Annotated in this window: 25 protein-coding genes; 12 read left to right on the forward strand and 13 right to left on the reverse strand. The window is 66.2% G+C overall.

Annotated elements, in window-relative coordinates:
- Positions 1-233: 233 nt before the first annotated feature.
- Together NAO55_RS15655 and NAO55_RS15660 are read right to left on the reverse strand one after the other, a co-directional pair.
- Positions 234-710 (reverse strand): GreA/GreB family elongation factor, encoded by a 477-nt coding sequence (locus tag NAO55_RS15655; protein ID WP_102839952.1) that lies wholly within the window; start codon positions 708-710, stop codon positions 234-236.
- Positions 707-1,663, reverse strand: coding sequence for an alpha/beta hydrolase family protein (locus NAO55_RS15660; protein ID WP_102839951.1), 957 nt, complete (start codon positions 1,661-1,663; stop codon positions 707-709). Before NAO55_RS15660 ends, NAO55_RS15655 begins: the two co-directional genes overlap by 4 nt.
- A gap of 229 nt (positions 1,664-1,892) precedes the next feature.
- Here NAO55_RS15660 and NAO55_RS15665 point away from each other — a divergent pair, with 229 nt between their 5' ends.
- The 4 genes from NAO55_RS15665 (at position 1,893) to NAO55_RS15680 (ending at position 5,805) form a co-directional block, all read left to right on the forward strand.
- Entirely contained in the window at positions 1,893-3,740 is a 1,848-nt protein-coding gene (locus tag NAO55_RS15665) for an SLC13 family permease (protein ID WP_102839950.1), read from the forward strand.
- A gap of 240 nt (positions 3,741-3,980) precedes the next feature.
- Positions 3,981-4,322 carry a hypothetical protein gene (locus NAO55_RS15670; protein WP_063542663.1) on the forward strand — a complete coding sequence of 114 codons (342 nt, stop codon included), beginning with the start codon at positions 3,981-3,983 and terminating at the stop codon, positions 4,320-4,322.
- 58 nt (positions 4,323-4,380) lie between these two features.
- Complete coding sequence (locus tag NAO55_RS15675; RefSeq protein WP_102840394.1) at positions 4,381-5,112, forward strand: HupE/UreJ family protein; 732 nt, start codon at positions 4,381-4,383, stop codon at positions 5,110-5,112.
- Between the two features lie 12 nt (positions 5,113-5,124).
- On the forward strand, positions 5,125-5,805 hold the full coding sequence (locus tag NAO55_RS15680) for a transmembrane anchor protein (RefSeq protein WP_102839949.1): 681 nt from the start codon (positions 5,125-5,127) through the stop codon (positions 5,803-5,805).
- Positions 5,806-5,901: 96 nt separating this feature from the next.
- Here the strand turns inward: NAO55_RS15680 and NAO55_RS15685 are convergent, their stop codons facing one another.
- Positions 5,902-7,923, reverse strand: a complete 2,022-nt coding sequence (locus tag NAO55_RS15685; RefSeq protein WP_256070241.1) for a methyl-accepting chemotaxis protein — start codon at positions 7,921-7,923, stop codon at positions 5,902-5,904.
- A gap of 348 nt (positions 7,924-8,271) precedes the next feature.
- Here NAO55_RS15685 and NAO55_RS15690 point away from each other — a divergent pair, with 348 nt between their 5' ends.
- Entirely contained in the window at positions 8,272-9,498 is a 1,227-nt protein-coding gene (locus tag NAO55_RS15690; protein ID WP_102839947.1) for an MFS transporter, read from the forward strand.
- A gap of 131 nt (positions 9,499-9,629) precedes the next feature.
- Positions 9,630-10,577, forward strand: coding sequence for an alpha/beta hydrolase (locus NAO55_RS15695; protein ID WP_102839946.1), 948 nt, complete (start codon positions 9,630-9,632; stop codon positions 10,575-10,577).
- 6 nt (positions 10,578-10,583) lie between these two features.
- Here NAO55_RS15695 and NAO55_RS15700 read toward each other — a convergent pair whose 3' ends face one another.
- Both NAO55_RS15700 and NAO55_RS15705 read right to left on the reverse strand, forming a co-directional pair.
- Positions 10,584-11,597: an alpha/beta fold hydrolase gene (locus NAO55_RS15700; protein ID WP_102839945.1), complete on the reverse strand. Its 1,014-nt coding sequence runs from the start codon at positions 11,595-11,597 to the stop codon at positions 10,584-10,586.
- Between the two features lie 120 nt (positions 11,598-11,717).
- Complete coding sequence (locus NAO55_RS15705) at positions 11,718-13,337, reverse strand: methyl-accepting chemotaxis protein (RefSeq protein WP_102839944.1); 1,620 nt, start codon at positions 13,335-13,337, stop codon at positions 11,718-11,720.
- Positions 13,338-13,830: 493 nt separating this feature from the next.
- Between NAO55_RS15705 and NAO55_RS15710 the strand changes: the two genes are divergently transcribed.
- On the forward strand, positions 13,831-14,181 hold the full coding sequence (locus NAO55_RS15710; RefSeq protein WP_102839943.1) for a DUF6746 family protein: 351 nt from the start codon (positions 13,831-13,833) through the stop codon (positions 14,179-14,181).
- A gap of 34 nt (positions 14,182-14,215) precedes the next feature.
- Here the strand turns inward: NAO55_RS15710 and NAO55_RS15715 are convergent, their stop codons facing one another.
- Positions 14,216-14,641, reverse strand: a complete 426-nt coding sequence (locus tag NAO55_RS15715; RefSeq protein WP_044313768.1) for a 3-isopropylmalate dehydratase — start codon at positions 14,639-14,641, stop codon at positions 14,216-14,218.
- A gap of 113 nt (positions 14,642-14,754) precedes the next feature.
- Between NAO55_RS15715 and NAO55_RS15720 the strand changes: the two genes are divergently transcribed.
- A complete protein-coding gene (locus NAO55_RS15720; protein ID WP_102839942.1) occupies positions 14,755-15,603 on the forward strand; it encodes an AraC family transcriptional regulator in 849 nt (282 codons plus the stop codon).
- Here the strand turns inward: NAO55_RS15720 and NAO55_RS15725 are convergent.
- The 3 genes from NAO55_RS15725 to NAO55_RS15735 all read right to left on the reverse strand — a co-directional run bounded on the left by NAO55_RS15725 (position 15,600) and on the right by NAO55_RS15735 (position 16,723).
- Positions 15,600-16,187, reverse strand: a complete 588-nt coding sequence (locus NAO55_RS15725; protein WP_102839941.1) for a LysE family translocator — start codon at positions 16,185-16,187, stop codon at positions 15,600-15,602. The two genes, NAO55_RS15720 and NAO55_RS15725, sit on opposite strands and share 4 nt — an antisense overlap.
- A gap of 84 nt (positions 16,188-16,271) precedes the next feature.
- Positions 16,272-16,481 carry a hypothetical protein gene (locus NAO55_RS15730; RefSeq protein ID WP_063542643.1) on the reverse strand — a complete coding sequence of 70 codons (210 nt, stop codon included), beginning with the start codon at positions 16,479-16,481 and terminating at the stop codon, positions 16,272-16,274.
- 53 nt (positions 16,482-16,534) lie between these two features.
- Entirely contained in the window at positions 16,535-16,723 is a 189-nt protein-coding gene (locus tag NAO55_RS15735) for a hypothetical protein (RefSeq protein WP_102839940.1), read from the reverse strand.
- 205 nt (positions 16,724-16,928) lie between these two features.
- Between NAO55_RS15735 and NAO55_RS15740 the strand changes: the two genes are divergently transcribed.
- Both NAO55_RS15740 and NAO55_RS15745 read left to right on the forward strand, forming a co-directional pair.
- On the forward strand, positions 16,929-17,327 hold the full coding sequence (locus NAO55_RS15740; RefSeq protein ID WP_063542639.1) for a hypothetical protein: 399 nt from the start codon (positions 16,929-16,931) through the stop codon (positions 17,325-17,327).
- 193 nt (positions 17,328-17,520) lie between these two features.
- Complete coding sequence (locus tag NAO55_RS15745) at positions 17,521-18,786, forward strand: DUF445 domain-containing protein (protein WP_102839939.1); 1,266 nt, start codon at positions 17,521-17,523, stop codon at positions 18,784-18,786.
- Between the two features lie 5 nt (positions 18,787-18,791).
- Here the strand turns inward: NAO55_RS15745 and NAO55_RS15750 are convergent, their stop codons facing one another.
- The 4 genes from NAO55_RS15750 to NAO55_RS15765 form a co-directional block, all read right to left on the reverse strand.
- Positions 18,792-19,427: an ABC transporter ATP-binding protein gene (locus NAO55_RS15750; RefSeq protein ID WP_102839938.1), complete on the reverse strand. Its 636-nt coding sequence runs from the start codon at positions 19,425-19,427 to the stop codon at positions 18,792-18,794.
- Positions 19,420-20,181, reverse strand: a complete 762-nt coding sequence (locus NAO55_RS15755; RefSeq protein ID WP_102839937.1) for an ABC transporter permease — start codon at positions 20,179-20,181, stop codon at positions 19,420-19,422. The genes NAO55_RS15750 and NAO55_RS15755 overlap by 8 nt, the downstream gene beginning before the upstream one ends.
- Positions 20,178-21,185 (reverse strand): ABC transporter substrate-binding protein, encoded by a 1,008-nt coding sequence (locus NAO55_RS15760; RefSeq protein WP_180981629.1) that lies wholly within the window; start codon positions 21,183-21,185, stop codon positions 20,178-20,180. Before NAO55_RS15760 ends, NAO55_RS15755 begins: the two co-directional genes overlap by 4 nt.
- A gap of 109 nt (positions 21,186-21,294) precedes the next feature.
- Positions 21,295-21,738: an HIT family protein gene (locus NAO55_RS15765; RefSeq protein WP_102839936.1), complete on the reverse strand. Its 444-nt coding sequence runs from the start codon at positions 21,736-21,738 to the stop codon at positions 21,295-21,297.
- Positions 21,739-21,962: 224 nt separating this feature from the next.
- On the opposite strand from NAO55_RS15765, the gene NAO55_RS15770 reads away from it, so the two are divergent.
- Both NAO55_RS15770 and NAO55_RS15775 read left to right on the forward strand, forming a co-directional pair.
- Positions 21,963-22,655: an MOSC domain-containing protein gene (locus NAO55_RS15770; protein WP_102839935.1), complete on the forward strand. Its 693-nt coding sequence runs from the start codon at positions 21,963-21,965 to the stop codon at positions 22,653-22,655.
- A gap of 89 nt (positions 22,656-22,744) precedes the next feature.
- Positions 22,745-23,299, forward strand: a complete 555-nt coding sequence (locus NAO55_RS15775) for a COG3904 family protein (RefSeq protein WP_063542627.1) — start codon at positions 22,745-22,747, stop codon at positions 23,297-23,299.

Genomic DNA, 23,299 nt, shown 5'->3' on the forward strand with positions numbered 1-23,299 from the left:
TTGCGCCGTGCCCTACAGACGCGTTGAAACCTACTCGCCCCCTGGGGTGGGCTTTAGCCCACCGCCCGCCACACCGATGCCTTCGGTGGGCTGAAGCCCACCCTACATAGCCGGCGCTACACGATCCGTAACGCTTCCTAGCCGTAGCCCAACGGACCCGTAGGGTGGGCTTTAGCCCGCCGCCCGCCACACCAATGCCCTTGGCGGGCTGAAGCCCATGCTACATACCGACGCTAGGCGATCTGCAGCACCTCATAGCGCTGCGCCTGCCCGTTCACCTTCAACTCCACCTCATCCCCCACCTCGCGGCCGAGCAGCCCCTGCCCCAATGGCGAACGCGGCGTGATGACCAGGATTTCCCGCCCGTCATGCTGCAGCTTCAACCCCGCCGCATCCGGCCCGAGAAAGAACCAGCGCTCGGCGCCGTCGTGATCCAGGCAGAGCAGCGCACCGACCCGCGCCCGGCCATCCACGCTCGCACCGGACTGCAGGTTGCGATAGGCGGCCAGCGCCGTCTCGATCTCGTGCAGGCGGCGGCGCTGGCCATCGGCAAGATAGGCCGCCTCCAGCCCGCGGGTGTCGTACTTGTTCTCGGCTTTGCTCTCGGCATGGGTGGCGGCCTCGTGGGTCGCGGCCAGCACGGACTTGGCGACCTCGCGGTCGGCTTCGAGGGTGGCGATGATCTGCTGCTGAAGGGCGCTCTTGTTCATGGGCGAGGCTTATAGCCCGACGGCGTGCCGAAGGGAATGGCGGCGTCGCCCGCAGGAACCGCGCCGGGTTCGATCACCTCGTCGGCGAGCCAGGGATTGCGTCCCTCGGCGATCCATTCCAGCGACTCGCGCCAGAAGCCGTTTCGATGCCGGTCGTGGAACAGACCGAAATGCCCGATGCGCTCGAAGCCCATCGCGCGAGGATTGAGCTGCACCAGCTGGCGCGGGCTGTTGCGGAAATAGCCGAGCCCCCGGCGCATGGCCGCCGGCGTGGCGAATTCATCGTCGCTGGTACTGACCGCCAGCATCGGCGCCCGGATCGCACCGAAACGGCTGAACAGCAGTTCGTGCTCGTCAGGCGGATAGCTGTCTTCCAGCCGTGCCCCGCGCCGGGACCACTCCAGCGCGACGCCCGCTGGCAGATCTTCCAGCCAGCCAAGGCGGCGCCCCGGAAAATAGCCAGCCAGGCGGGTCACCGCGGGCATGAACAGGTGCCACTTGGCGTACATGCGCAGGCGCTGCTCGGCGGCGTAGTCGCGCCAGTAGGCATACTGCCCGGCCACGTTGAGGTAGCGGTCCACCCCGCTGGCGGCCTCGGCAAAGCCCGGCATGAAGCCACCGGCACTGTGCCCCACCGCCACCAGCAGCCCGTGCGGATCACGCTCACGCATATAGCGCACCGCGGCGTCGAAGTCGTACTCGCCCCAGTCGCGCCAGCGCATTTGCATGTCGCGCAGGCGCTGCGGTCGCGAGCCGCCGATGCCGCGAAAGTCGTAGGTCAGTGCAGTGAAACCGTGCTCGTTGAGAAAGCTCGCATAGCGCGCGTAATAGCGCGACAGCACGCCGGTGGCGCAGCTGATGATCACCGCGCCGCGCGCCGGACCTTGCGGGTTCCACAGCTGCGCAGACAGCGCATAACCATCGCGGCAACACAGGGCAACGGACTCGGGCATGGCAAGGACCTTTCGAATTGTTGTGCCGCCACCTTGCCCCGCAGCGCACATTTTTGCCATAACCTGCTGGCACCTTTGCGCAGCAGCTGCAGTCTGTTTATGACAGCCGCATTACCCCTGCAGACGGGTGGCCTGCAGCGCAACACCTCAGCGTGGTTTCCACTGGCATTACCGCCCCGAACTACAGCGCCGATGCGCTGCGGGTTCCTGGCGGCTCGGAGAAAAGTACATGACCGGCGAACAGCTGATCGTCTTTGGCGTACTGGCGGCAACGCTGGTGCTGTTCGTCTGGAATCGCTGGCGCTACGACCTGGTCGCACTGGGTGCGCTGCTCGCCTGCGCACTGACCGGCGTGGTGCCGGCGGACGAGGTGTTCGCCGGTATCGGCCATCCGGCGGTGATTTCGGTGGCCGCGGTATTGGTGCTCAGCCGCGGCCTGCTCAATGCAGGCGTGGTGGACAGCGTGGCGCGGCGGCTGATGCAGGTCGGCGATCGGCCATGGGCACAGGTCGCCGCGCTGACCGGGATCGTCGCGCTCAGCTCGGGCTTCATGAACAACGTCGGCGCGCTGGCGCTGTTCATGCCGGTGGCGATCTGGATGTCACGCCAGAGCGGGCGCTCCCCGTCGTATCTGCTGATGCCACTGGCGTTCGGTTCGCTGCTCGGCGGCACCCTCACGCTGATCGGCACCCCGCCCAACCTGATCATCGCCGGCTACCGCGCCGAGGCCGGCGAGTCGCCCTTCGGCATGTTCGCCTTCCTGCCGGTGGGCGCCGCGGTGACGGTCGCCGGCGTGCTGTTCATTGCCCTGCTCGGCTGGCGGCTGGTGCCGCGGCGCCAGGAACAGGAAGGCAATGGCGACCTCTTCGAGATCAGCGCCTACCTCACCGAAGTGCGGGTGCCGGAAGGCTGCAAGTACGCCGGGCGCACGCTGCACGCGCTGATCGGTGCGGTGAAGGAGGAAGCCGACGTGCAGGTGATCGCCCTGGTCCGCGGCGACGAGCGCCAGCGCATGCCGTCGACCTACGAGGTGCTGCGCGAAGGCGACATCCTCTTGGTAGAAGCCGACTCCGACAGCCTCAAGGCGCTGCTCGACGTAACCGGCGTCGAACTGGCCGCCAATGTCGACGAGCATGACGATGAGGCCCGCGAAGAGCGGGACGCCACCGAGCAAGCCGTCGAGCAAGAGAAAGCACGCAAGAGCCACAAGAGCCGGCACGGCGAGCTGACGCTGGCCGAAGCCATCATCTCCCCCGGCTCGATACTGGTGGGCACGACCGCCAGCGGCCTCGATCTGCGCGAGCGCCACGGCGTCAACGTGCTAGCCGTCGCTCGCCAAGGGCAGCGGCTGCGCCAGCGGCTCGGCAAGATCCGCTTCGCCGCAGGCGACATTCTCCTGCTGCAGACCCGCGAGGATGCCCTGCAGTCGACTCTCAACAGCCTGGGTTGCCTGCCGCTGGCATCGCGCGGCCTGAGCATCACCACCCCGCGCAACGTACTGCTGGCCAGCGCGGTCTTCGCCATTACCCTCGCAACCATCGCCTTCGGCCTGCTGCCGGCTGCCACCGCGCTGGTCACCGGCGCGCTGGTGATGATCCTGGTCGGGTTGATCCCCGTCGGACGCATCTACGAGAGCATCGACATGCCGGTAATCGTGCTGGTGGCCGCGATGCTGCCGGTAGGCCAAGCGCTGGAGACCAGTGGCGGCTCGCAACTGATCGCCGACGCCCTGCTCTCGGTCGGCCAGTCACTGCCAGCAGCAGCGACGCTGGCGCTGCTGATGGTGGCGGTGATGCTGATCTCCAACGTGGTCAACAATGCCGCCGCCGCGGTGCTCGCCGCGCCAGTGGCGATCAGCCTGGCGCGTGGCATGGACGCCTCGGTCGATCCTTTCCTGATGGCGGTGGCGATCGGCGCCTCCTGTGCATTCCTGACGCCCATCGGGCATCAGTCCAACACCCTGGTGATGGCCCCGGGCGGTTACCGCTTCGGTGATTACTGGCGGCTGGGGTTGCCGCTGTCGATCCTGGTGGTGCTCTGCGCGGTGCCGACGATCCTCTGGATCTGGCCGCTGTAGCCAACTGACCAACCGGCGGCGTTCCGACGTCTACGACTGAAGGCGGAAGGGATGCCGCCCATAGAGCAATGGCGTTACAGGCGGACAGATCCGACGATGACTGCCAGATGTATAGCCGGCAATGCGCTCCGACCCACACCGGTGGAGGTCTGCTCTTAGCTCCGCCAGGCTATCGCGCCTAACTGGCCGGAACTGCGCAGTTCTACGATTGCGAGTGGCAGCTGGTCCCAGAGATCGCCGATGTTCAACCAACGCTCCAAGACTTCGCTGGTGTTCGCACTGCTCATCGCCCTGCTGATGGGCTGGGGCAGCCATGCGACCTCTTGGCTGATCAGTCCGGCGCAACATTCATTCCGCAACCACGATCATCATCACGTTCATGCGGTCGAGCAGGTGTCCAGCTGCGCCCTTTGCGAGCTGCAGCATGTGCACTCGCTCGGTGAGCACATCCACGAAACACCTCATCTCACGCTGCTGCTGAGCCTGTCTGCGCAACCCGAACGCTCAGACGTGCCTGCCTGGCCGCGCCCTGCATTACCGGAAAGCCCGGTGTCGCGCATCGAGCGCCCTCCTCGCACCTAGCCTCGCTCTGATGGCGGTCACCTGCGGTGACCTGTTCTCACCAGCTCAGGACAATTTCATGCATTCGCAATCCCTGCGCGGGCTCGCCGCGTTTTACCCACGCCTGCGCCATTCGCTGCTGCCTGTTTTCGGCATGCTGCTGTTCTTCTTCGTGCCCGACGCACTCGCCCATGGCGTGGCCGAAGGCGACAAGGGCTTCATCCAGGAAAGCTCCGGCGTGATGCTGCTGCCGTTCATTTACATGGGCGCCAAGCACATGATCACTGGCTACGATCACCTGCTGTTCCTCTTCGGGGTGATCTTCTTTCTCTACCGACTCAAGGACGTGGGGCTGTACGTCACCCTGTTCGCGGTCGGCCACTCGGTCACGCTGCTGCTCGGCGTACTGATGGAGATCAGCGTCAGCGCCTACGTAATCGACGCCATCATCGGTTTCTCGGTGGTGTACAAGGCGCTCGACAACCTGGGCGCCTTCCAGGGCTGGTTCGGCTATCAGCCGGATACCCGCGCGGCCACCCTGGTGTTCGGCCTGATCCACGGCTTCGGCCTGGCCACCAAGATCCTCGACTACCAGATCGCCGCCGATGGCCTGATCCCCAACCTGATCGCCTTCAACGTCGGCGTCGAGATCGGCCAGCTGCTGGCCCTCAGCGCCATCCTCATTGCCATGGGCTACTGGCGGCGCAGCGCCGGTTTCTGGCGCCACGCCTACACCGCCAACGTCGCCATGATGAGCGCCGGTTTCCTCTTGATGGGTTACCAGCTCACCGGCCTGATCGTGTCCCAGTAAGGAATTTTTCGTATGTACAACAACCATCGACCCGACCTGACCGAACTGCCGAGCCGCGCCCAGCTGCTGCGCTCCACCATCATCGCCCTGATCGCCGCCGGCGTGCTGCTGGTAACCGTGGTGATGCCCGCCGAGTACGCCATCGACCCGACCGGCGCCGGCCGCCTGCTGGGCCTGACCCAGATGGGCGAGCTGAAACACACCCTGACAGAGGAGGCTGCGGCACAAGCGCAGCCACCGGCCACCGCAGCAGCGGCAGAACCTGCCGTGGTGAAACCGGCCCAGGAGGAACCTGCAATCGCTCAGGCCGAACCAACCCCGGCCGCAGCACCTGCGCCTGCCGAACCGGAACCGCCGAAAGTCGCCAAGCAGCAGCACGAGGTGAATCTGACCCTGAAGCCCAACCAGGCCACCGAGATCAAGCTGGAGATGAAGGAAGGCGCCAAGGCGAACTTCCACTGGACGGCCAACGGTGGACGCCTCAACTACGACACCCACGGCGATCCCTACAAGGCGCCGAAGGGCTTCTACCATGGCTACGGCAAGGGCAAGAACACACCGGAACAGAAGGGTGAGCTGGTCGCCGCTTTCGACGGCAAGCACGGCTGGTTCTGGCGAAACCGCACCGATGAGACGGTGAAACTCACCCTGCGCACCGACGGCGAGTACATCACCATCGAACAGGTGTTGTGAGCTTCCTTTTCAGCGCTCATGCGCCCGCTTGGGGTGGAGCTGCTGTAACAGCCCAGACCTCGACGGCACCGGCGGTGCCGTCGAACGGGCTGGTGCTCAACCTGCCTTGAAGCGGCTGACGTTGTCCAGCAGGGTACCGGCCAGGTCACTCAGGCGGCTGGCGGTGTGGTGATTGCTGCCCACCGCTTCACCGTTTTCCTCGGCCATGCGGGCGATGGTGGTGACTTGCTGGGCGATCTCGGCCGATGCCGCGCTCTGCTCGCGCAACGCATTGGAAATCTCCGCCACGGTGGACAGCACCTGGTTGGCCGCTTCGCGAATGCCGCCCATGGCGTCGCCGGCGCGCTGGGCCCGGGCGACGCCCTCGTTGACCTTGGCCACACCCTGCTCCATGCCCTGCACCGCGCCCTCGGTGCCCTGTTGGATGGCCGCCACCATTTGCGCGATTTCCTTGGTGGAGTTGGCAGTGCGTTCGGCCAGCTTGCGCACCTCGTCGGCCACCACGGCGAAGCCGCGGCCCTGGTCGCCGGCACGGGCGGCTTCAATCGCCGCATTGAGCGCCAGCAGGTTGGTCTGCGCGGCGATGTCGCCGATCACCCCGACGATCGCGGATATCTGCCCGGAGCGCTCGCCCAGTTCGGCCACGGTGCGCGCCGAATCGCTCACCGAGACGGCGATCTGGCTGATCTCCTCGACCACCGCGGCCACGATCTCGCCACCCTGGCGCGACAGTTCGCCGGAGCGATGGGCCAGAGCATCGGCTTCACCGGCGTTGCGCGCGATGCTCTCGATGCCCACGGTCATCTGCTCGACTGCTGCCGCCATGCTCGAGGCCGCATCGCTCTGGCACTGCGAGGCCACATGAATCTGCCCCGAGGCAGTGACCAGGCTGCGCGCCGAGTCGGCGACGTGATCGGAGTTGTCCTTGATGCTGCCGATCAGCCGGCGCATGGCCTCGGCCATGTCGTTGAAGCTGCCGGCCACGTAGCGCAATTCATCGCGTGCCGCCAGATCGATGTGTGCCGTGAGATCCCCTGCGGCGAGTCGTTCACTGCCTTCGCGCAAACTGCGGATGCTGGTCATCACCGACAGGTAGACACCGATCGAGAGATAGCCGATCACCGCCAGTGCCACCAGCAGGACGGCCAGATTGCCATGAAGCATCAGCCGGGCATCGTCGATCCGCTGCTGCAGCAGGCTGTCCAGGCTGGGCAGCAGGACGTCGCGCATCTGTGCGTAGCCGATGTTGATCGCGTCGGTCGCCATGTCGAAGAACTGCGCCGATGAGGTGCTGGTGAAATCTCCACGCATGACCATGGCCTGCACCACCGCATCGATCGCTTCACCGCGCTCGTGCATGGTGGCGACTGCACGGCTCAGTTGCCCCTGAAGTTCAGGCCGCTGGGCGATGACCTTGGCGATGCTGCGTTCCATGTCCGCAGTCGCCGACCTGATCTCCTCGGTCAGGACGATCAACGCGGTGCGTTGCTGATCGCTCATCTCACCCTTGGCCAGCACCGCCGAGGCGCTGCCGCGCAAACGGCCCAGATACTCGACCAGAAACGGCATGCGACTCACTGCCGTGGTCATCAGGTAGTAGGTCTGCGGCTCCGGATCGAAGGTCAGGCCGTAGGCATCCGACAGCAGCGTCTGGAATGTCAGCAGCTCGCCGATCAGCGCGGTATGCGCCTGAAAATTCTCGACCTGGGTCCAGTCCAGGCCGGCGCGCTTGATCTCCTCCCAGCGGCGGCCGATGTCTTGCCACTCGCGCAGCGTGCGCTTGTCTTCGGCGAGCGCCCGCTCCATTTCCGCCAAGGCAGTCGCAACGCTGGTCTGCAGCGCATCGCGACGTCCAGCCACGGTGGCATTGCCGCCCAGCAGCATCGACGAGACGCCGCGGTGCTGCTGGGTCAGCTCGATCAGGCGGGACATCGGTCGTGCCAGCGAGGACGCCACCAGCTCGCTTTCCGCACGCTCGATGGTGCGATTCAGCTGACCGGCAATGGTCAGCATCAGGCTGGCGAACGCAAGAAACACAAGCAGGCCGATCACACCGAACTTGACTGGATAACTGAGCCGATTCATCAGCAGCTCGGCAGGCGAGAAGAGGAGTTTCATGGGGAGGTTCCTGGGCGGTACGAGGCACTGCACGAAGCCGTTCGACGTCGTGTCGCTCCAGGTGCTGGAGCCGCTGCCGGCCACATGATTTTCTGGAGCTGGTTCGCAAAATACTGAGCCGACCTGGCGGTCACCCTGACCAGAATCAAGATCATCGTCAGAATCAAGGCGCCAGCCGAACGTCCAGAGTTACGCCTCGATTCTCCGACTGACGCACCGTTCCCTTGGCGAACTCCGGCGCGCGGATGCAATCCCACCACCCTGTACATCTCCTTCTTCGGCGGTATGGCTTTACCTGCGCCCGCAGGCGTGAATAATGCCGCCCCTTTTCGACGCAACGAGGTAACCATGACGGCGCCAGCCACCGCAGCGACTCCGCCCCTGTCCGCCCGTGCCGTACTGCTGATCGAACTGGCGCTGGCCATGGGCGGCTTCGCCATCGGCACCGGCGAGTTCGCCATCATGGGCCTGATGCCCAACGTCGCAGCGGGGCTGGGCATCAGCGAACCCCAGGTGGGTAACGTGATCAGCACTTATGCGCTGGGCGTGGTGGTGGGTGCGCCGCTGCTGGCGATCCTCGGCTCGCGGCTGTACCGCCTACACCTGCTGCTGTTGCTGATGGGCTTCTTCGCCCTGGGCAACTTCGCCAGCGCCCTGGCACCGGACTACGCGACGCTGATGATCGCCCGCTTCGTCACCGGCCTGCCTCACGGGGCCTATTTCGGCGTGGCAATGCTGGTGGCCGCCTCCATGGTGCCGCCGGACAAGCGTGCCCAGGCGGTGGCGCGGGTGCTGATGGGCCTGACCGTGGCGATCCTGATCGGCAACCCGCTGGCCACCTGGCTTGGCCAATGGCTGAGCTGGCGCTACGCCTTCGCCCTTGTCGGCGCCATCGCCCTGCTGACGGTGCTGCTGGTGGGGCTGTTCCTGCCGCTGAACCGCGACGAGCCGCGAAACAGCCCGCTGCATGAGATCCGCGCGTTCAACCGGCCGCAGGTCTGGCTGGCCATGGCGATCAGCTCCATTGGTTTCGCCGGCATGTTCTGCGTGTTCAGCTACATGGCACCAACGCTGCTCGAAGTCACTGGTGTCAGCGCCGGCTGGATTCCCTTCGCCCTCGCCGCCTTCGGTCTGGGCGGCATCGTCGGCAATCTGGTCGGCGGCTGGCTGTTCGACAAGCTGCGTTTCAAGGCCGTCGCCTGGCTGCTGCTGTGGAGCGCACTGGTGCTGCTAGTGTTCCCGCTGGCGGCGCATTCGGTATGGACGATCTTTCCGGCGGTGTTCGCGGTGGGCACCATGGTCTCGCTGTCGCCGGCGCTGCAGACCCACCTGATGGATGTCGCGGCGGATGCACAGACCCTCGCCGCGGCTTCCAACCACGCCGCCTTCAACATCGCCAATGCGCTTGGGCCCTGGCTCGGCGGACTGGCGATCACCGCCGGTTTCGGCTGGACATCCACCGGCTATATCGGCGCGGCTACCGCCGTTGGCGGTCTGCTGGTGTTCGCCTGGGCCTGGAAGATCGAGCGCGCGGTGCAGGACGCCGACGCCAGGCCGGCGACCTGCTGCTCCTGAGGCCGTAGCCGACCGTCCGCCGGCGGCGACAATGGCGCGCAACATGCAGTAATCAGTGAAGCGAGGAGCCGCCTTGCAGATCGTTCGGCAAGCGGGTCCTATCTACGATTCCTGATTTCGAGACACTCACCTTGCAGCACTTCTTCCTGTTCCGCAGCAAAGCCCGGCGGATTTGCCTGTTGCTCATCGCCCTGTTCGCCGTCGGCCTGCCGGTCGGCTGCTCGGTGCTCGAACAGAAGGAGCGCGAGCTGGTGTTCCGCATCGAGCCGGGCAACGCGTCCTGGTTCAGCGGCCTGCCGCGCGGCGTCGAGGAGCTCCAGCTGACCGATTCGGCATTCGGCGACGAGCAGAACATCCATGCCTGGTGGTGGCCGGCGGCTGAAGCCGACGCACCGGCGCTGCTCTACCTGCACGGCGTGCGCTGGAATCTCACCGGCCATCTGTTCCGCCTCGAGCAGCTGCGCAAGCTGGGCTTCTCGGTGCTGGCCATCGACTACCGCGGCTTTGGCCAGAGCCTTGGCGATCTGCCGTCGGAGCGCAGCGTGTATGCCGACGCACGCATCGGCTGGGAACGCCTGAAGCAACTGCAGCCGGATCCCAGCAAGCGCTTCATCTACGGCCATTCCCTCGGCGGCGCGGTGGCCGTCGACCTGGCCGCCGAACTCGGGCAGCAGGCCGAACGCGACGAAACACCCGCCGAGGCGCGCGCGCTGATCATCGAGTCGACCTTCACCTCGCTGGCCGACGTGGCGACGGCCGTGTCCGACACCACGCTGCCGGTGCGCTGGCTGCTATCGCAGAAGTTCGATTCGCTGGAGAAGATCGACCAGATCGGCATGCCGCTGCTGGTGGTGCACGGCAGCGATGACCGCTATGTGCCGCCGCGCTTCAGCGAGCAGCTGTATGAGGCCGCGCGCCAGCCCAAGCAGTTGCTGCTGGTCGAGGGTGCGACCCACAACAACAGCCTGCGCGTAGCGCTCGGCGCCTATGGCCGTGCCTTGCAGGCGCTGCTGGAATCCGGCGAGCAGCGCCTGGGAGCCGCACAGGCGCCCCAGGCAAACGCTGCGGAGCGCGGCTGATCGGCCTTAGCGCTTGGCCTCCAATCCTTCGAGCAAGGCACGGTGAAACGCTTCCGGCGCCTCGACCTGGGGTGAATGCCCCAGATCGGGGAAGGCCACCAGCTTGGCATCGGGAATCATCGCGGCCGCCTGCCGACCCAGCTCGGGGTAGTTGCCCAGGCGCTTGGCGACATCCGCCGGTGCACGGTTGGCGCCCGGCGCGGTGCGGTCCAGCCCGCCGATCAGCAGCAGGGTCGGCATCTCGAGCCGCGAGAACTCATGGATCACCGGCTGGGTGAAGACCATCTCCGAGGTCTGCGCCTGGTTCCAGGCGACCTGCTCCTTGCCTTCGCCGGCATACATCCCGGCAAGCATTTTCACCCAGCGGTCGTACTCCGGCTTCCAGTCGCCGTTGTAGTAGAACTTCTGCTGGTAGGCCTTGATGCTGTCGAAGTCGGTCTTGAGCTCCGACTGGTAGAGCTGATCGATGGTGGCGTAGGGCACGCCCTCGGCCTGCCAGTCTTCCAGGCCGATGGGGTTGACCAGCACCAGCCGCTCGACCCGCTGCGGATAGTTCAGCGCCAGTCGCGCCGCCAGCATGCCGCCCATGGAGTGGCCGATCACGGTCACCTGTCCGATGTTCTCCTGTTCCAGCAGCGCCTGGGTGTTGTGTGCCAGTTGGGCGAAGCTGAACTGGTAACCCTCGGGCTTGCTCGAGCTGCAAAAACCGACCTGATCGGGGGCGATGACCCGGTAGCCGGCCTTACTGAGCACCTCGATGGTGCGCTCCCAGGTCGCCCCGCAGAAGTTCTTGCCATGCAGCAGCAGCGCCGTGCGGCCATTGGCCCGGCCGGTCGGCGCGACGTCCATGTAGGCCATCTCCAGCGCCTTGCCCTGGGACTCGAAGCGGTAATGCTCAAGCGGGTGCGGATAGCTGAAGCCTTCCAGCTGCGGGCCATAGACCGGTCGGTCTTCAGCCAGCAGCGGCAAGCTCAGGGTAAGACCGGCGGCAAGCGCCAGGGCGGACACGGCAGTTCTCACGTGCGACTCCTCGTTTGGTACGGATCGGGACAAAGCTCCGTACATAGGAATGCATTCGTGCTGCCGGGTTCGCGGCCGGAGTGCCACAACACATGTCCCGACCGCGTCCGACGAGCCGCTTCAGAGGCGGAAGCGGCCGACCAGCTGGTTGAGCTGGGTAGCCAGGCGCGCCAGCTCGTCGCTGGCCACCGAGGTCTGCTGCGCGCCGGTGGCGCTCTGTTCGGAGATGTCGCGGATGGCCACCAGGTTGCGGTCCACCTCGCGCGCGACCTGCGCCTGTTCCTCGGCGGCACTGGCGATCACCAGGTTCATCTCGTTGATCTGCCCGACTCGCTCGGCGATCAGCCCCAGCGCCTGGTCGGCCTCACCCGCCATACGCTGGCTGCGCGCGGCAAACTCGCTGCTCTGCTGCATGTCGCGCACCGACTCCTCAGTGGCACCCTGAATGGCGCCGATCATGCGTTCGATCTCCTGGGTCGAGCTCTGCGTGCGCTGCGCCAGATTTCGCACCTCGTCGGCGACCACCGCGAATCCGCGTCCGGCCTCGCCGGCCCGCGCCGCTTCGATGGCCGCGTTGAGCGCGAGCAGGTTGGTCTGGTCGGCGATCGCACGAATCACATCCACCACCTGCCCGATGCTCGCCGCCTCTTCGGCCAGATGGGTCACGGTCGCTGCGGTCTGCTGCAGCTTGTCACTCAACTGGTCGATGGTCTGCCGCGTGGCGGTGACCTGCCGGCGTCCGTCGTCGGCGACTGACTCGGCATCGCGCGAGGCATCGGAGGTGCGGTTGGCGTTGCCGGCCACTTCGTCGACCGCCGCGGACATCTCGGTGACCGCGGTGGCAGCCATCTGCACTTCCTCGTTCTGCTGATGGATGCCCTGAGCGGTGTGCTGGGTGACCGCGTGCAGCTCCTCGGCGGCTGATGCCAGTTGGGTCGCCGAGCCCTGGATGTCCTGCAGCGTATCGCGCAGGGTCTGCTGCATCTGGCGGATCGACCGCTGCACCTCGGTGATTTCGTCACGCCCGCGGCACTCGATGGCGCGGCTCAGATCGCCCGCGGCCACCGAGGCCGCCGCCTGCTTCAGCTCATCCAGCGGCCGGCTGATGCTGCGCAGCATGACCGTCGCGAACAGTCCACCACCTACCAGCAGCGCCAGCAGCAGGCCGATATTTAGCAGGCGATTGCGCTGATAAAGCGCCTGCGCCTGCTCGTACTCGGCCTTGGCCTCGCCGAGCTGCAGTTCGATCAGCTGGTTGAAGCCTTCGGAGATAGGGTCGATCAACGGGTACAGGTCGTTGATGACGAATGCCGCCAGGCGTTTCTCACTGTGGCGGTCCAACGTACGCTCGAGAGCATCGAGCGGCTCGTCCGCAGCCTTCATCAGCGTCTCGATACGCGAGGCAATCTGCCGCTCGGCATCGACCAGCCGAGTGTTCATGTAGGCGCTCCAGAGGCGGCTGATCTCTGCACGCGCGCTGCGCACCTCGTCCCGTGCCTGCGGGTAGCTGAGCATGCCGCTGCGGGTCTTGTGCGTGGTATCGACGATCTTCACCGCGTACAGATCGGCGATCAGCTTGAGATCGCGCAGCGGCACCACGCGATCCAGGTACACGGTGTTGAGACCGGCGACGCTGCGCTGCTGCGCGTTCAGCCCGGTCAGGCCGATGACCAGGCAGGCCGCGAGCATGGCCCCGACCAGCATCAGCAGGCGGGCTCGGATAGTCAGTTGCTGCATCATTCGTTCTTTTCCATATGGCGTGCCGTCCGGCGGATCGGCAATTGGCAAAGGCATGAGGTTCGAACCGGCAGGCCAGACGACAGGCCGTGCCGCATGGTCCTGTTGCAGGACGCGTATCCAAGAGACGGAGCAGATGCGTGGCGAATTGTTGTTGAGCCCCCGCAGGTGCCGGCGGCCATCAAGGCCATATGCCAGCAAGCGAACTGCTATCGGCCGAGGACTTCCCGGCTTTAGCGAAAAGATCGTCGCAATGGGCATGCCAGAGCGGCCGGCGTGTCACGACAAGCGGAACTTTCGCGCCCGTGGTCGGCCGCCTCAGTCTTTTCCCAAATCGCCGTGGCATCAGCAGGACAGAAGTCCGCGCGACCGCACCGCCAGCCAATCAGCAGGCGCATGCGACTAATGGCGCAGCGCAGACTGTGCGCTGCCACACATCGTCCGGATGAGCAGGTGATACCTTCGCGCCCGACATTTTTCCAGCAAGGGATCTTTCGTGAAAACGCTCATCCGGACCGCCGCCCTGGCGCTGACCACTCTCGCCACCGGCCATGTGCTGGCCGACGCACAGCCGTCGCGCAACCTGGCCGAAGCGGTGAAGAATTTCTCCGACTACAACTCGCGCCTCGAACAGGCTCTGGCGCAGGGCCAGACGCCGGAGAACATGGCGCACATCCACGAGCTGACCTACACGTTGAAAGCGGCCCTGGAAAAGATCGTCGAGGAAATGGATGGCCTGAACGACACGCTGGAAGAGATCCACATCGCCTCGGAAGCCGAGAATGCCGACGACCTGAAGAGCTACGGCGCCGACTACCTGAAGACCGCGCGGACGGTGATCAAGTAACCGAGCTCGTCCCGCCGCCCGTTACGCCGGGCGATCAGCGCTCGACCGGCACAATATCGAAGCCGATGCGGTTGTCGCTGATGACGCGGTACTCCAACACCTGCCCCGCCTGCACCTGCGCCAGCTTCTCGCGGCGCAGGCTGAGCTTGCCGCACAGGGTGTCATCCAGCGGATCGGTGCCGATGCTGACGATCCGCGCACCGGCCGGCACCTGGAAGCGCACCACCTCACCGACATGAATGCGCGCCGCCAGCTGGCGATCGATCAGCACGGCGATGTAGCAACCGCCACCACGCAGGCCGAAGTCCCGCGTCACCACCACCTCGCCGGCGTTGTCCAGCGGCTGCTGGTAGGCCAGCACCCGCTCGGCCGGCACCGGCTCGATATCCTCGGCGTCGGGCTGCCAGGACGAGCAGCCGGCCAGCGAAAGCAGTGCGGTGAAGACAAGCAACGGGCGCATGTGAACTCCTTGTTCGGAAGGCGAAGCGGCGAGCCGGACGATCGAGCATGCCAGAGCGGCGGATGATTGCTAGAGTCAGACCCCAGTTTCGTATCGATGACGGCAGGCGCAACGTGAATAACCCGGACGACGATCAACCCCGCTTCTGGCGCGACCCGGCCCTGCCGTTCCTCGAAGCGCGTGTCGTCGCCGACGGGCGCAAGGTCTGCTACGCGCCGCACTGTCACGAGACCTTCTCCATCGGCGCGATCACCGCCGGTGCCAGCACCTACTTCAACGGCGACGCCCGTGAACGGGTCGCCCGCGGCACCCTGGTCTTGATCAACCCGCAGACCGTGCATGCCTGCAACCCCATCGACGGTCAGCCCTGGTCGTACCTGATGTTCTATGTCGACAGCCGCTGGCTGGGCGCCCTGCAACACGAGCTGGGTGCGAGCCCCGATGGGACGTTCGTGCCGTACGGCCCCATCCAGAGCACCGACCCACTGCTTTTCAGCGCGCTGACGCAACTTCACGGCACCTTGCTCGATCCGCGCGCCGACACATTGCACAAGCAAAGTGCAGCGGTCGAATACTTCACTCTGCTGCTGCAGACCCTGGCTCCGTCTGTCGCCGGGCGCGGCATAGAGCCGATCGAGCAGCTGCGACGGGCGGCCGACTACATCGCCGAGCACTGCACCCGCGCGTTGCGGCTGGAAGACATCTGCCAGGCCGCCGGGTTGTCGCCTTCCTACCTGATTCGTACCTTCCGCCAGCACTACGGCATGACACCGCATGCCTACCTGCTCAACCGTCGGATCCAGCGCAGCCAGCACTGGCTGCGCCAGGGCCGAGACCTGGCCGAAGTGGCGCTGGCCGCCGGTTTCGCCGATCAGGCGCATTTCCAGCGCACCTTCAAGCGCCAGCTCGCGGCAACCCCCGGCCAATACCGCGACCGCCCATCGTCATCGGCGCGCCGTTAGCCGACCATGAGATACAGCGCGCTGCCGACCAGCAGCACGGCCATTGACCGGTTCAGCCAGCGCACTCGCTGCGGCTCCTGCAGGTAACGCGCGAGAAAGGCACCGGCGCCGGCCCAGCAGGCGATCGAGGAGTAACAGATCACGAAGTACAGCCCGGCGAACAGCCAGACCCGCAGTACGTCACCGCTCGCGGCGAACAGCCCCATGCCGGCAACCGACGCCAGCCAGGCCTTGGGGTTGAGCCACTGCATCAGCGCGCCGGCGAACAGCGAAAGCCCACTCGTGGCGCCTTCAGGCTGCAGCCGCCCGTCATCGGCCGCCAGACGCCAGGCCATGTAGAACAGAAACGCCACCCCGCCCCACTGGATCCCGCGCAGCAGTATCGGGGCGCGTTCCAGCAGTTCGTACAGACCGAGGCCGATCAACAGCAATAGCAGTGTGAAGCCGATGGTGGCACCGGCGACGTGACGCGCGCTGGCGCGAAAACCGAAGCGCGCGCCGCAGCTCAGCGCCACCAGATTGACCGGCCCCGGCGTGATCGAAGAGGCCAGGGCAAACGCGGCCATTGAAAGATAAGGGTCCATTAGTACTCTGCTCGCCAGTCCGAAGATGGCTGCAGGCTACCGGCGTCGGCAACTCGCCTTATTGAAGGAAATTGCCCTACCGCCTCAGAGGTGGTGACTACCCGGATAGGGCCGCTCTTCCTCCAGCTCGCCGTCACGCCCGATGACTTCCACCGAAGCCGTGCGCCCCTCCATGAACGCATCCAGCGCGCTGTACATCTCGTCCTTCGTGAGGGTGCGCAATACCGTCTTCTGCGTCTGCTGGTCTTCAAGCTCCCAGCCGATCGCGGTAGGCCTGACCTGATAGATATCCATGATGACGCCTCCTGGCGCGAACTAGCCGCCGGCCGGCGGGCACAAAATGACCATTAGCTCGGCTCGTCGGAACCGTCCTGACCGAGGATATCCGGATCGTCCGGAAGCACTTCAGGCTCGTCCGGATTGTCCAGGCGCGACGGTTGCTCGTCGTAATCAGGATCTTCGCCGGCGTTCTTCTCGCCGCCGTCGGTCATGGTGACGTCAGGCTCATCGCCGGTCTGCGGGTCGTTAGCGTTCATGATCGCCTCGGCTTGCGGTGGTGGCTGTCATTCGATTGGAGGCGGCAAACATCACCGCGTTCGGCACGACAGGCACCGGCCGTCCGAACGGTGGACAGAATCGCCACGCCCGACGCCCTTGGCAGGCGCGACCATGCAACCGATTGCGCTGCCTGTGCGGCTACACCACACTGGCCACTCACACCCCACCGCAGTCGGAGATTCCATGCAGACACTCACCCCACAATCCCGCGCGGCCATTCTCGAAAACCCGGACGCTCTGGAATGCACCCTCTACCGCCCCGACGAATATGACGAGGAAGCGGAAGAGCAGGATCTCGGAGACGCGCGCATCGTCATCAGCGGCCCTTTCCAGGCGCCGACCGAATGGGATGCCAAGGACCGTGACGACTACTTCGACGGCACCGCGCCGGAAGCCTTCGTCGTCGCCCGCATCGCCTGTCAGGCGGCACCCGATTCCGGCGTTTATTTCACTGCCGTGCCCGGCGACTATGCCGCGGTCACGGAAAGCCCAGGCAAGATCTCGATGTTCTATGTCTGGGACTGCCTGAACGATGCCGAAGGCCAGTACGTGCTGATCCGCGAGGAAGAAGACGAGGTCTGATTCACAAGGCAACGCCCACCTCACGGCTTCGTGAGAACCGTAGGGTGGGCTTCATACCGCAGATTCAGCGGTGGGCTGAAGCCGCACCCTACAGCTGGCCCGCGGAAAGAGCGGTCTGGCCTGCACCTACCGACCTCGCACCCCTGCTTCGCTGTCTACTGCACACGAGCCCACCATCGACACGAGGAACCGCATGCGTTCGCTGATCAGCGCCTGGCAGTCACCGGTTTCGCGAATGAAGCTGGTCGCCGGCCTTCTGTTGCTGCTGGCCGCCCTGCTGTACATCGCCGCGATCCGTTTCGAGACCGTTCACCCGGCCTGGGGCTATGTCGCCTCCTTCGCCGAGGCTGCCATGGTCGGCGCGATCGCCGACTGGTTCGCCGTCACCGCCCTGTTCCGCCACCCGCTCGGCCTGCCGATTCCGCACACGGCGATCATCCCGCGCAGCAAGGCGCGCATCGGCCGCAACCTGTCGAGCTTCATCACCACCCACTTCCTCGCCACGCCGCTGGTACTGGCCAAGCTGCAGGAGCTGGACCTCGCCTCGCGCCTGGCCGGCTGGCTGCGCCATCCACGCAATGCCGAAGCGGTCGGCCGCCGCCTCACCGGGGTCGCGCACTTCGGCATCGCCGCGCTGCATGACGAGCGCGTGCGCGCCTTTGTCGAAGCCAAGGTGATCTGCCGCCTGCGCAAGTTCGACCTCGCCCCGCCGCTGGCCCAGGCGCTGCGCGTGCTGACCAGCCAGGGCCGGCATCAGGCGATGCTTGACGAACTGCTGATCCGCCTCGACTCGATCATGCAGGATGAGGAAACCCGCGCGCTGGTCGCCGACGCCATCAGCCGGGAAATTCGCACTCTGCGCTACCTCGGCCTGAGCCGGCCGGTGAGCGGCTGGTCGGCGAACAAGTTCGTCGACGGCCTGTCCGCGCTGATCGCCGAGATCGCCGCCGACCCAGAACACCTGATCCGCCAGCGTTTCGACGAGCATGTCGGCGAATACATCGAGCGCCTGGAACAGGACCCGCACTACGCCCTGGAGGTCGAGCGCATCCTCGCGCAGCTCTTGGAGCATCCAGCCACCAGCGCCTATTTCGGCAATCTCTGGCAGGAGCTGACGGCCTGGCTGGAAAGCGACCTGGCCAGCGACGACTCACGCATCGGCCGGCGCATCGTCTCGCTCTGCCGCGGCCTCGGCGACGGCCTGGCCGCGGACGAGTCCATGCGCAACTGGATCAACGAACAGCTGCTCGCCGCCGCCCCCGGGCTGCTGGAACGCTACCGCGGGCAGATCGGCGCCTATATCGCTCAGCGCGTGGAGAACTGGGAAAGCCGCGAACTGGTCGAGCAGCTGGAACAGAGCGTCGGCAAGGACCTGCAGTACATCCGCATCAACGGCACTCTGGTCGGTGGCCTGGTCGGGCTGCTACTGCATGCGCTGACGCAGCTCGTGGCCGGCTGAAGGGTTCAGGCCCTACGCAGCGGCGCACCGATCTGGCTACCAGCCGCCAGCGGTTCATCGCAGCGCAGCGTCGCCGGACGGCCGGAGAGCCACCACCGGCGGTTGGCCAGTTCGTCGGCATCGCGCGGGTCATGGGTCACGCAGATCATGGCCATCCCGGGGTGCCGATCGAGCAGGCGCGCGATCAGGCCGCGCAGCTCGGCGGCGCGCTCGGCATCCAGCGAGGCGAAGGGTTCGTCGAGCAGCAGCAGATCCGGCTCGATCGCCAGACAGCGCGCCAACGCCGCGCGGCGGGCCATGCCCAGCGACAGCTGGTCCGGCAGGCAGTCGCCGGCGCCGGCCAGCCCCACCTCGGCCAGTAGCCGCTCGATGTCGGCCGGGCTGGCGCCGACCAGCGCCAGGTTCTGCCGCACCGTACGCCAGGGCAGCAGGCGGTGTTCCTGGAACAGATAGCCGACGCGCAAGCCGGCGCGCTGCTCGATCATCGGCCGCAGCTGCGGATCGAGCCCGGCGATGCCGTTGAGCAGCGTCGTCTTGCCGACACCGGACGGCCCGAGCACACAGATGCGATCGCCGGCGCGCACCTGCGCCTCGATCACACCGAGCACCGGGTGACGGCCATCCAGGCGCAGCTCAAGCATGGCGCACACCCGCTTCGCGCCAGGACGATGCGCGACGCTCCAACGGCTGCAACAGCGCCAGTTCGATCAGCTGCACCACGGCGATGAACGCCAGGCTGTAGGCGAGGATGCTGGCCACGTCGAACACCTGGAAGGCCATGTGCAGCTGGAAGCCGATGCCATCGGAGCGCCCGAGCAACTCCACCACCAGCACGATCTTCCAGATCAGCGCCAGCCCGCCGCGGGTCGCCGCCATCAGGTAGGGAAACAGCTGCGGTAGCCAGACATGCCTGATCCGCTGCCAGCGCGTGAAACGGTAGACCATAGCCATCTGTTCCAGCTTGGGATCGATACTGCGTGCGCCTTCGCGCACCGTCACCGCCACGTTGGGCACCTTGTTGACCACCACCGCGAGCACCGCCGCCGCTTCCACCAGGCCGAACCAGACGTAGAGCAGGATGATGGAGACCAGCGCAGGCAGGTTGAGAAACAGCACCAGCAGCGGATCGAGCAGCGCGTTGGCCAGCCGCGAACGGCCCATCCACACACCGAGCAGCGTGCCCAGCGCCATGGCCAGGGCGAAAGCGATCAGCACCCGGCGCAGGGTCACCAGCAGATGCTCGGGCAACTCGCCGCTCTGCAGCGCCTGCCAGAAGGTCTCGAGCACGGCAGCGGGCGTGGGCAGCAACGGCGTCTGCACCATCAGTGCGATGCCGGCCCAGAGCAGCAGCGCCAACGGCAACGCGACCCAGCAGGCCCAGCGCGAGCCGTTCATTGCGTGCTCTGGAACAGCGCGGCCGGCATCAACTTGGCCGAATTGCTGCCGGTCAGCACCAGCAGCCGCTGCAGGTCGGCGATACGTGCCGCGTCCAGCGGCTGCGGAATGCCCGCGACGAAGCTGTCGCGCAGCGCGGCGAACACTGCCTCATCGTCGGCGCGCATGAGCGGACGGATCGCTTGCCAGTACGCCGGCTCGGTGGCGAGCTCGTGCTTGCTCTGGCGCAGCGCGCTGGCGAAGCGCTGCAGCAGCACCTCGTTGGCCTGCGCCCAGGGTTCGGGAAACAGATAGCCGAGTACCGGCAACTGCGCATCGAGTTGCAGATCGCTCAGCAAGTCATCCAGGCCGAAGGCAGCCTGCACCCCGCCCTCGCCGCGCATGCGCGCGGAGAAATGCCAGAAGGTCAGCAGCGCATCCAGCTGGCCGCGTCGTAGCGCCTGACCCAGCAGCGGCGGCGCGGCGTATTGCACGCGGGCCTCCCTGGCGAGATCGATGCCCTGCTCCGCCGCGGCACGTTGCAGCAGCCGCCAGCCGAGGCCGTCCGGCCCACCGGCGACGCCGATACGCTTGCCGCGCAGATCGGCCAGGGTGCGGACTCCGCTGCCGGTCGGCACCAGCACTTCACCGAGCTGCGAGGAAAACGGCAGGTAGCGATAGCTGCTGCCCGCCTCATGCCGCGCCTGCGCCCAGGGCAGGTCGCTTACCGCGCCATCGACGCTGCCGCTGGACAATGCCAGGCGCGACGCCGGCACATCGGCCGCCAGGCGCACCTTCAGTTCGAAGCCGTTGGCGTGGTCCAGCTGACGTCGTTTGAGGTGTTCCAGCTCCCAGTGCGGCGTGCCGAACTGCAGCACGCTCAGGGTGAACACCGGCAGCGCCTCGGCGCGGGCGCACCAGGGCAGCACGGCGAGGATCAGCAGCAAGCCGAATCGCAGCCTCCCGGCGCAGGCGCTGAAGGCATGCTGAAAACGGCGAATAAGGACAAGCGTAGAAGGCATCATGCCCGCAGGGTACGAAGCCCCCCGGCGGGCACGAATTGTACTTTGGTGCCTGTTTGCTGCTGCGATGGTCGCGAGGCGCGCCGGGTGCCGACGTGCCCGGCGCCCGCGATCAGGCCAGCGCGGCGATGCGTTGCAGCAGGCGCGCCTGCAGCTTCTCCAGCTCCGCCGGATCGGCCTTGCCCGCCGCGTGGGTGCCCAGCCCTTCGCCGGCATAGCGCGGCACGATGTGCATGTGGATATGGAACACCGTCTGCCCGGCCGGCGCGCCATTGAACTGGGCGACCTGCACGCCGTCGGGCTCGAGTTCGGCGACGATGGCCCGGGTCAGCTTCTGCACCACCTTGATCACCTTGGCCAGCGCCTCGCTGTCCACGTCGAGGATGTTGCAGGCCGCCGAGCGCTTGGGGATCACCAGCGTGTGGCCGAAGGACTGCGGGAACAGATCGAGAAAGGCGAGCACGTCGTCGTCCTCGTAGAGCTTGTAGCAGGGGGCATCGCCGCGAATGATCTGGGCGAAGATGTTCTGCGGATCGTAGGTCGTGGTCAGGGACACCTGGTGTTCTCCGGCGAATGGAAAAGGCTGACCTTAGCATTCTCCAGGCGCCGGCGAAGCGAGCAAGAGGCCCGCCATCATCCAGCAACGCGCAACGGTGCAGCCCGAACGACATCGGCGAGTTGTGCGCGGGCAGCAGCACAGCGGCGCTGAACACGAGCCAGACGGCCACGCGCTGCGGCACAATCGGCGCTTCGCCAGCCGCCTTCAGCAAGGAGCCCCGCATGCAACTGGCCAGGATCGAACAGCTGCTCGTCGGCAGAGCCGTGCCCTTCACCCGCCCCGGCAGCCACAGCGCCATCGCCAAGCAGCCCACTGCCGGGCCGGTGGCGGTCGGCAGCGAAGGGCTCGCCGGCGACGAACAGGGCGATCGCCGTGTGCATGGCGGCGTCTACAAGGCCCTGCATCACTACCCGTTCGACCACTATCACCACTGGCGTGCTCAGCTCGGCCATTCGCCGCTGCTCGAGCAGCCCGGCGCCTTCGGCGAGAACATCAGCACCACCGGCCTCGGCGAAGCCGACCTCTGCCTGGGCGACGTGCTGCGCTGTGGCGACGTTCTGCTGCAGGTGGCGCAGACGCGCCAGCCCTGCTGGAAGCTCAACGACCGCTTCGGCGTTCCGGATATGGCCTTGCGTGTGCAGCAGAGCGGGCTGACCGGTTGGTATTACCAGGTGCTGGAGCCCGGTCAGCTGCAAGCCGGACAGATGCTCGTGCTCGAGCAGCGCCCCTTTCCTGGCTGGCCGCTGACACGGGTAATGGACGTGCTGTACCGACGCACGCTGGACCGCGCCGAGCTCCATGCACTGGCCGAGCTGCCGCTGGTGCCGAACTGGCGCAAGCTGGTGGACCGCAGGCTGGAAAGCAATGCGGTGGAGGACTGGAACAAGCGGCTACAAGGTCTTGCCGATGCCTGACCGGTCCGTAGCGAGCACACCAAGGCAGTAGGCGAAATCCGGCGGTACAGGTATCTTCGCCAACCTCTCAACACAGGACCGCCCGCTCGATGCTTCGCCTCGCCACCCTTTGCGCCCTGGCGCTGTTCGCCTGCACCGCCCACGCCAAGGTCGAGGTCCTGCCGCTGGAGCACGAGGACCAGGGGCTGGTACTGGTGGCGCGGGTTACCGAGCAGATCGCGCCGGGCGACTACGAGGCGTTGCTCAAGGGCATCATGGCTCATCCCGGCAAATACGCGCGCAAGCTGCTGATCCTCGACAACATCGGCGGCAGCGCGCCGGAGGCCATGCGCATGGGCTACCTGCTGCGCGAAACCGGCTTCGATGCGCTGGTGCCGGCGAGCGCGGTCTGCCAGGGCAGTTGCATCTACCTGCTCGCGGCTGGCCGGCAACGCACGATACGCGGGCATGTCGGCCTGCATCGGCCGTATATCGCCAACGGCGAGTCGGCACTGTCCAGCGGCCAGCGACCGCGGCGCACGCCAAAGGCGTACCTGCGCGACATGGGCGCCAACCCGCGGCTGGCCGAAGACATGCAACTGATCGATCCGTGGCGCATGCGCGTACTGACCCACCGTGAGCTGGCGCGCTATCGGCTGCAGTGA

It is taken from the genome of Stutzerimonas frequens (genome assembly GCF_024448335.1).
Taxonomy (GTDB): Bacteria; Pseudomonadota; Gammaproteobacteria; order Pseudomonadales; family Pseudomonadaceae; genus Stutzerimonas; species Stutzerimonas frequens.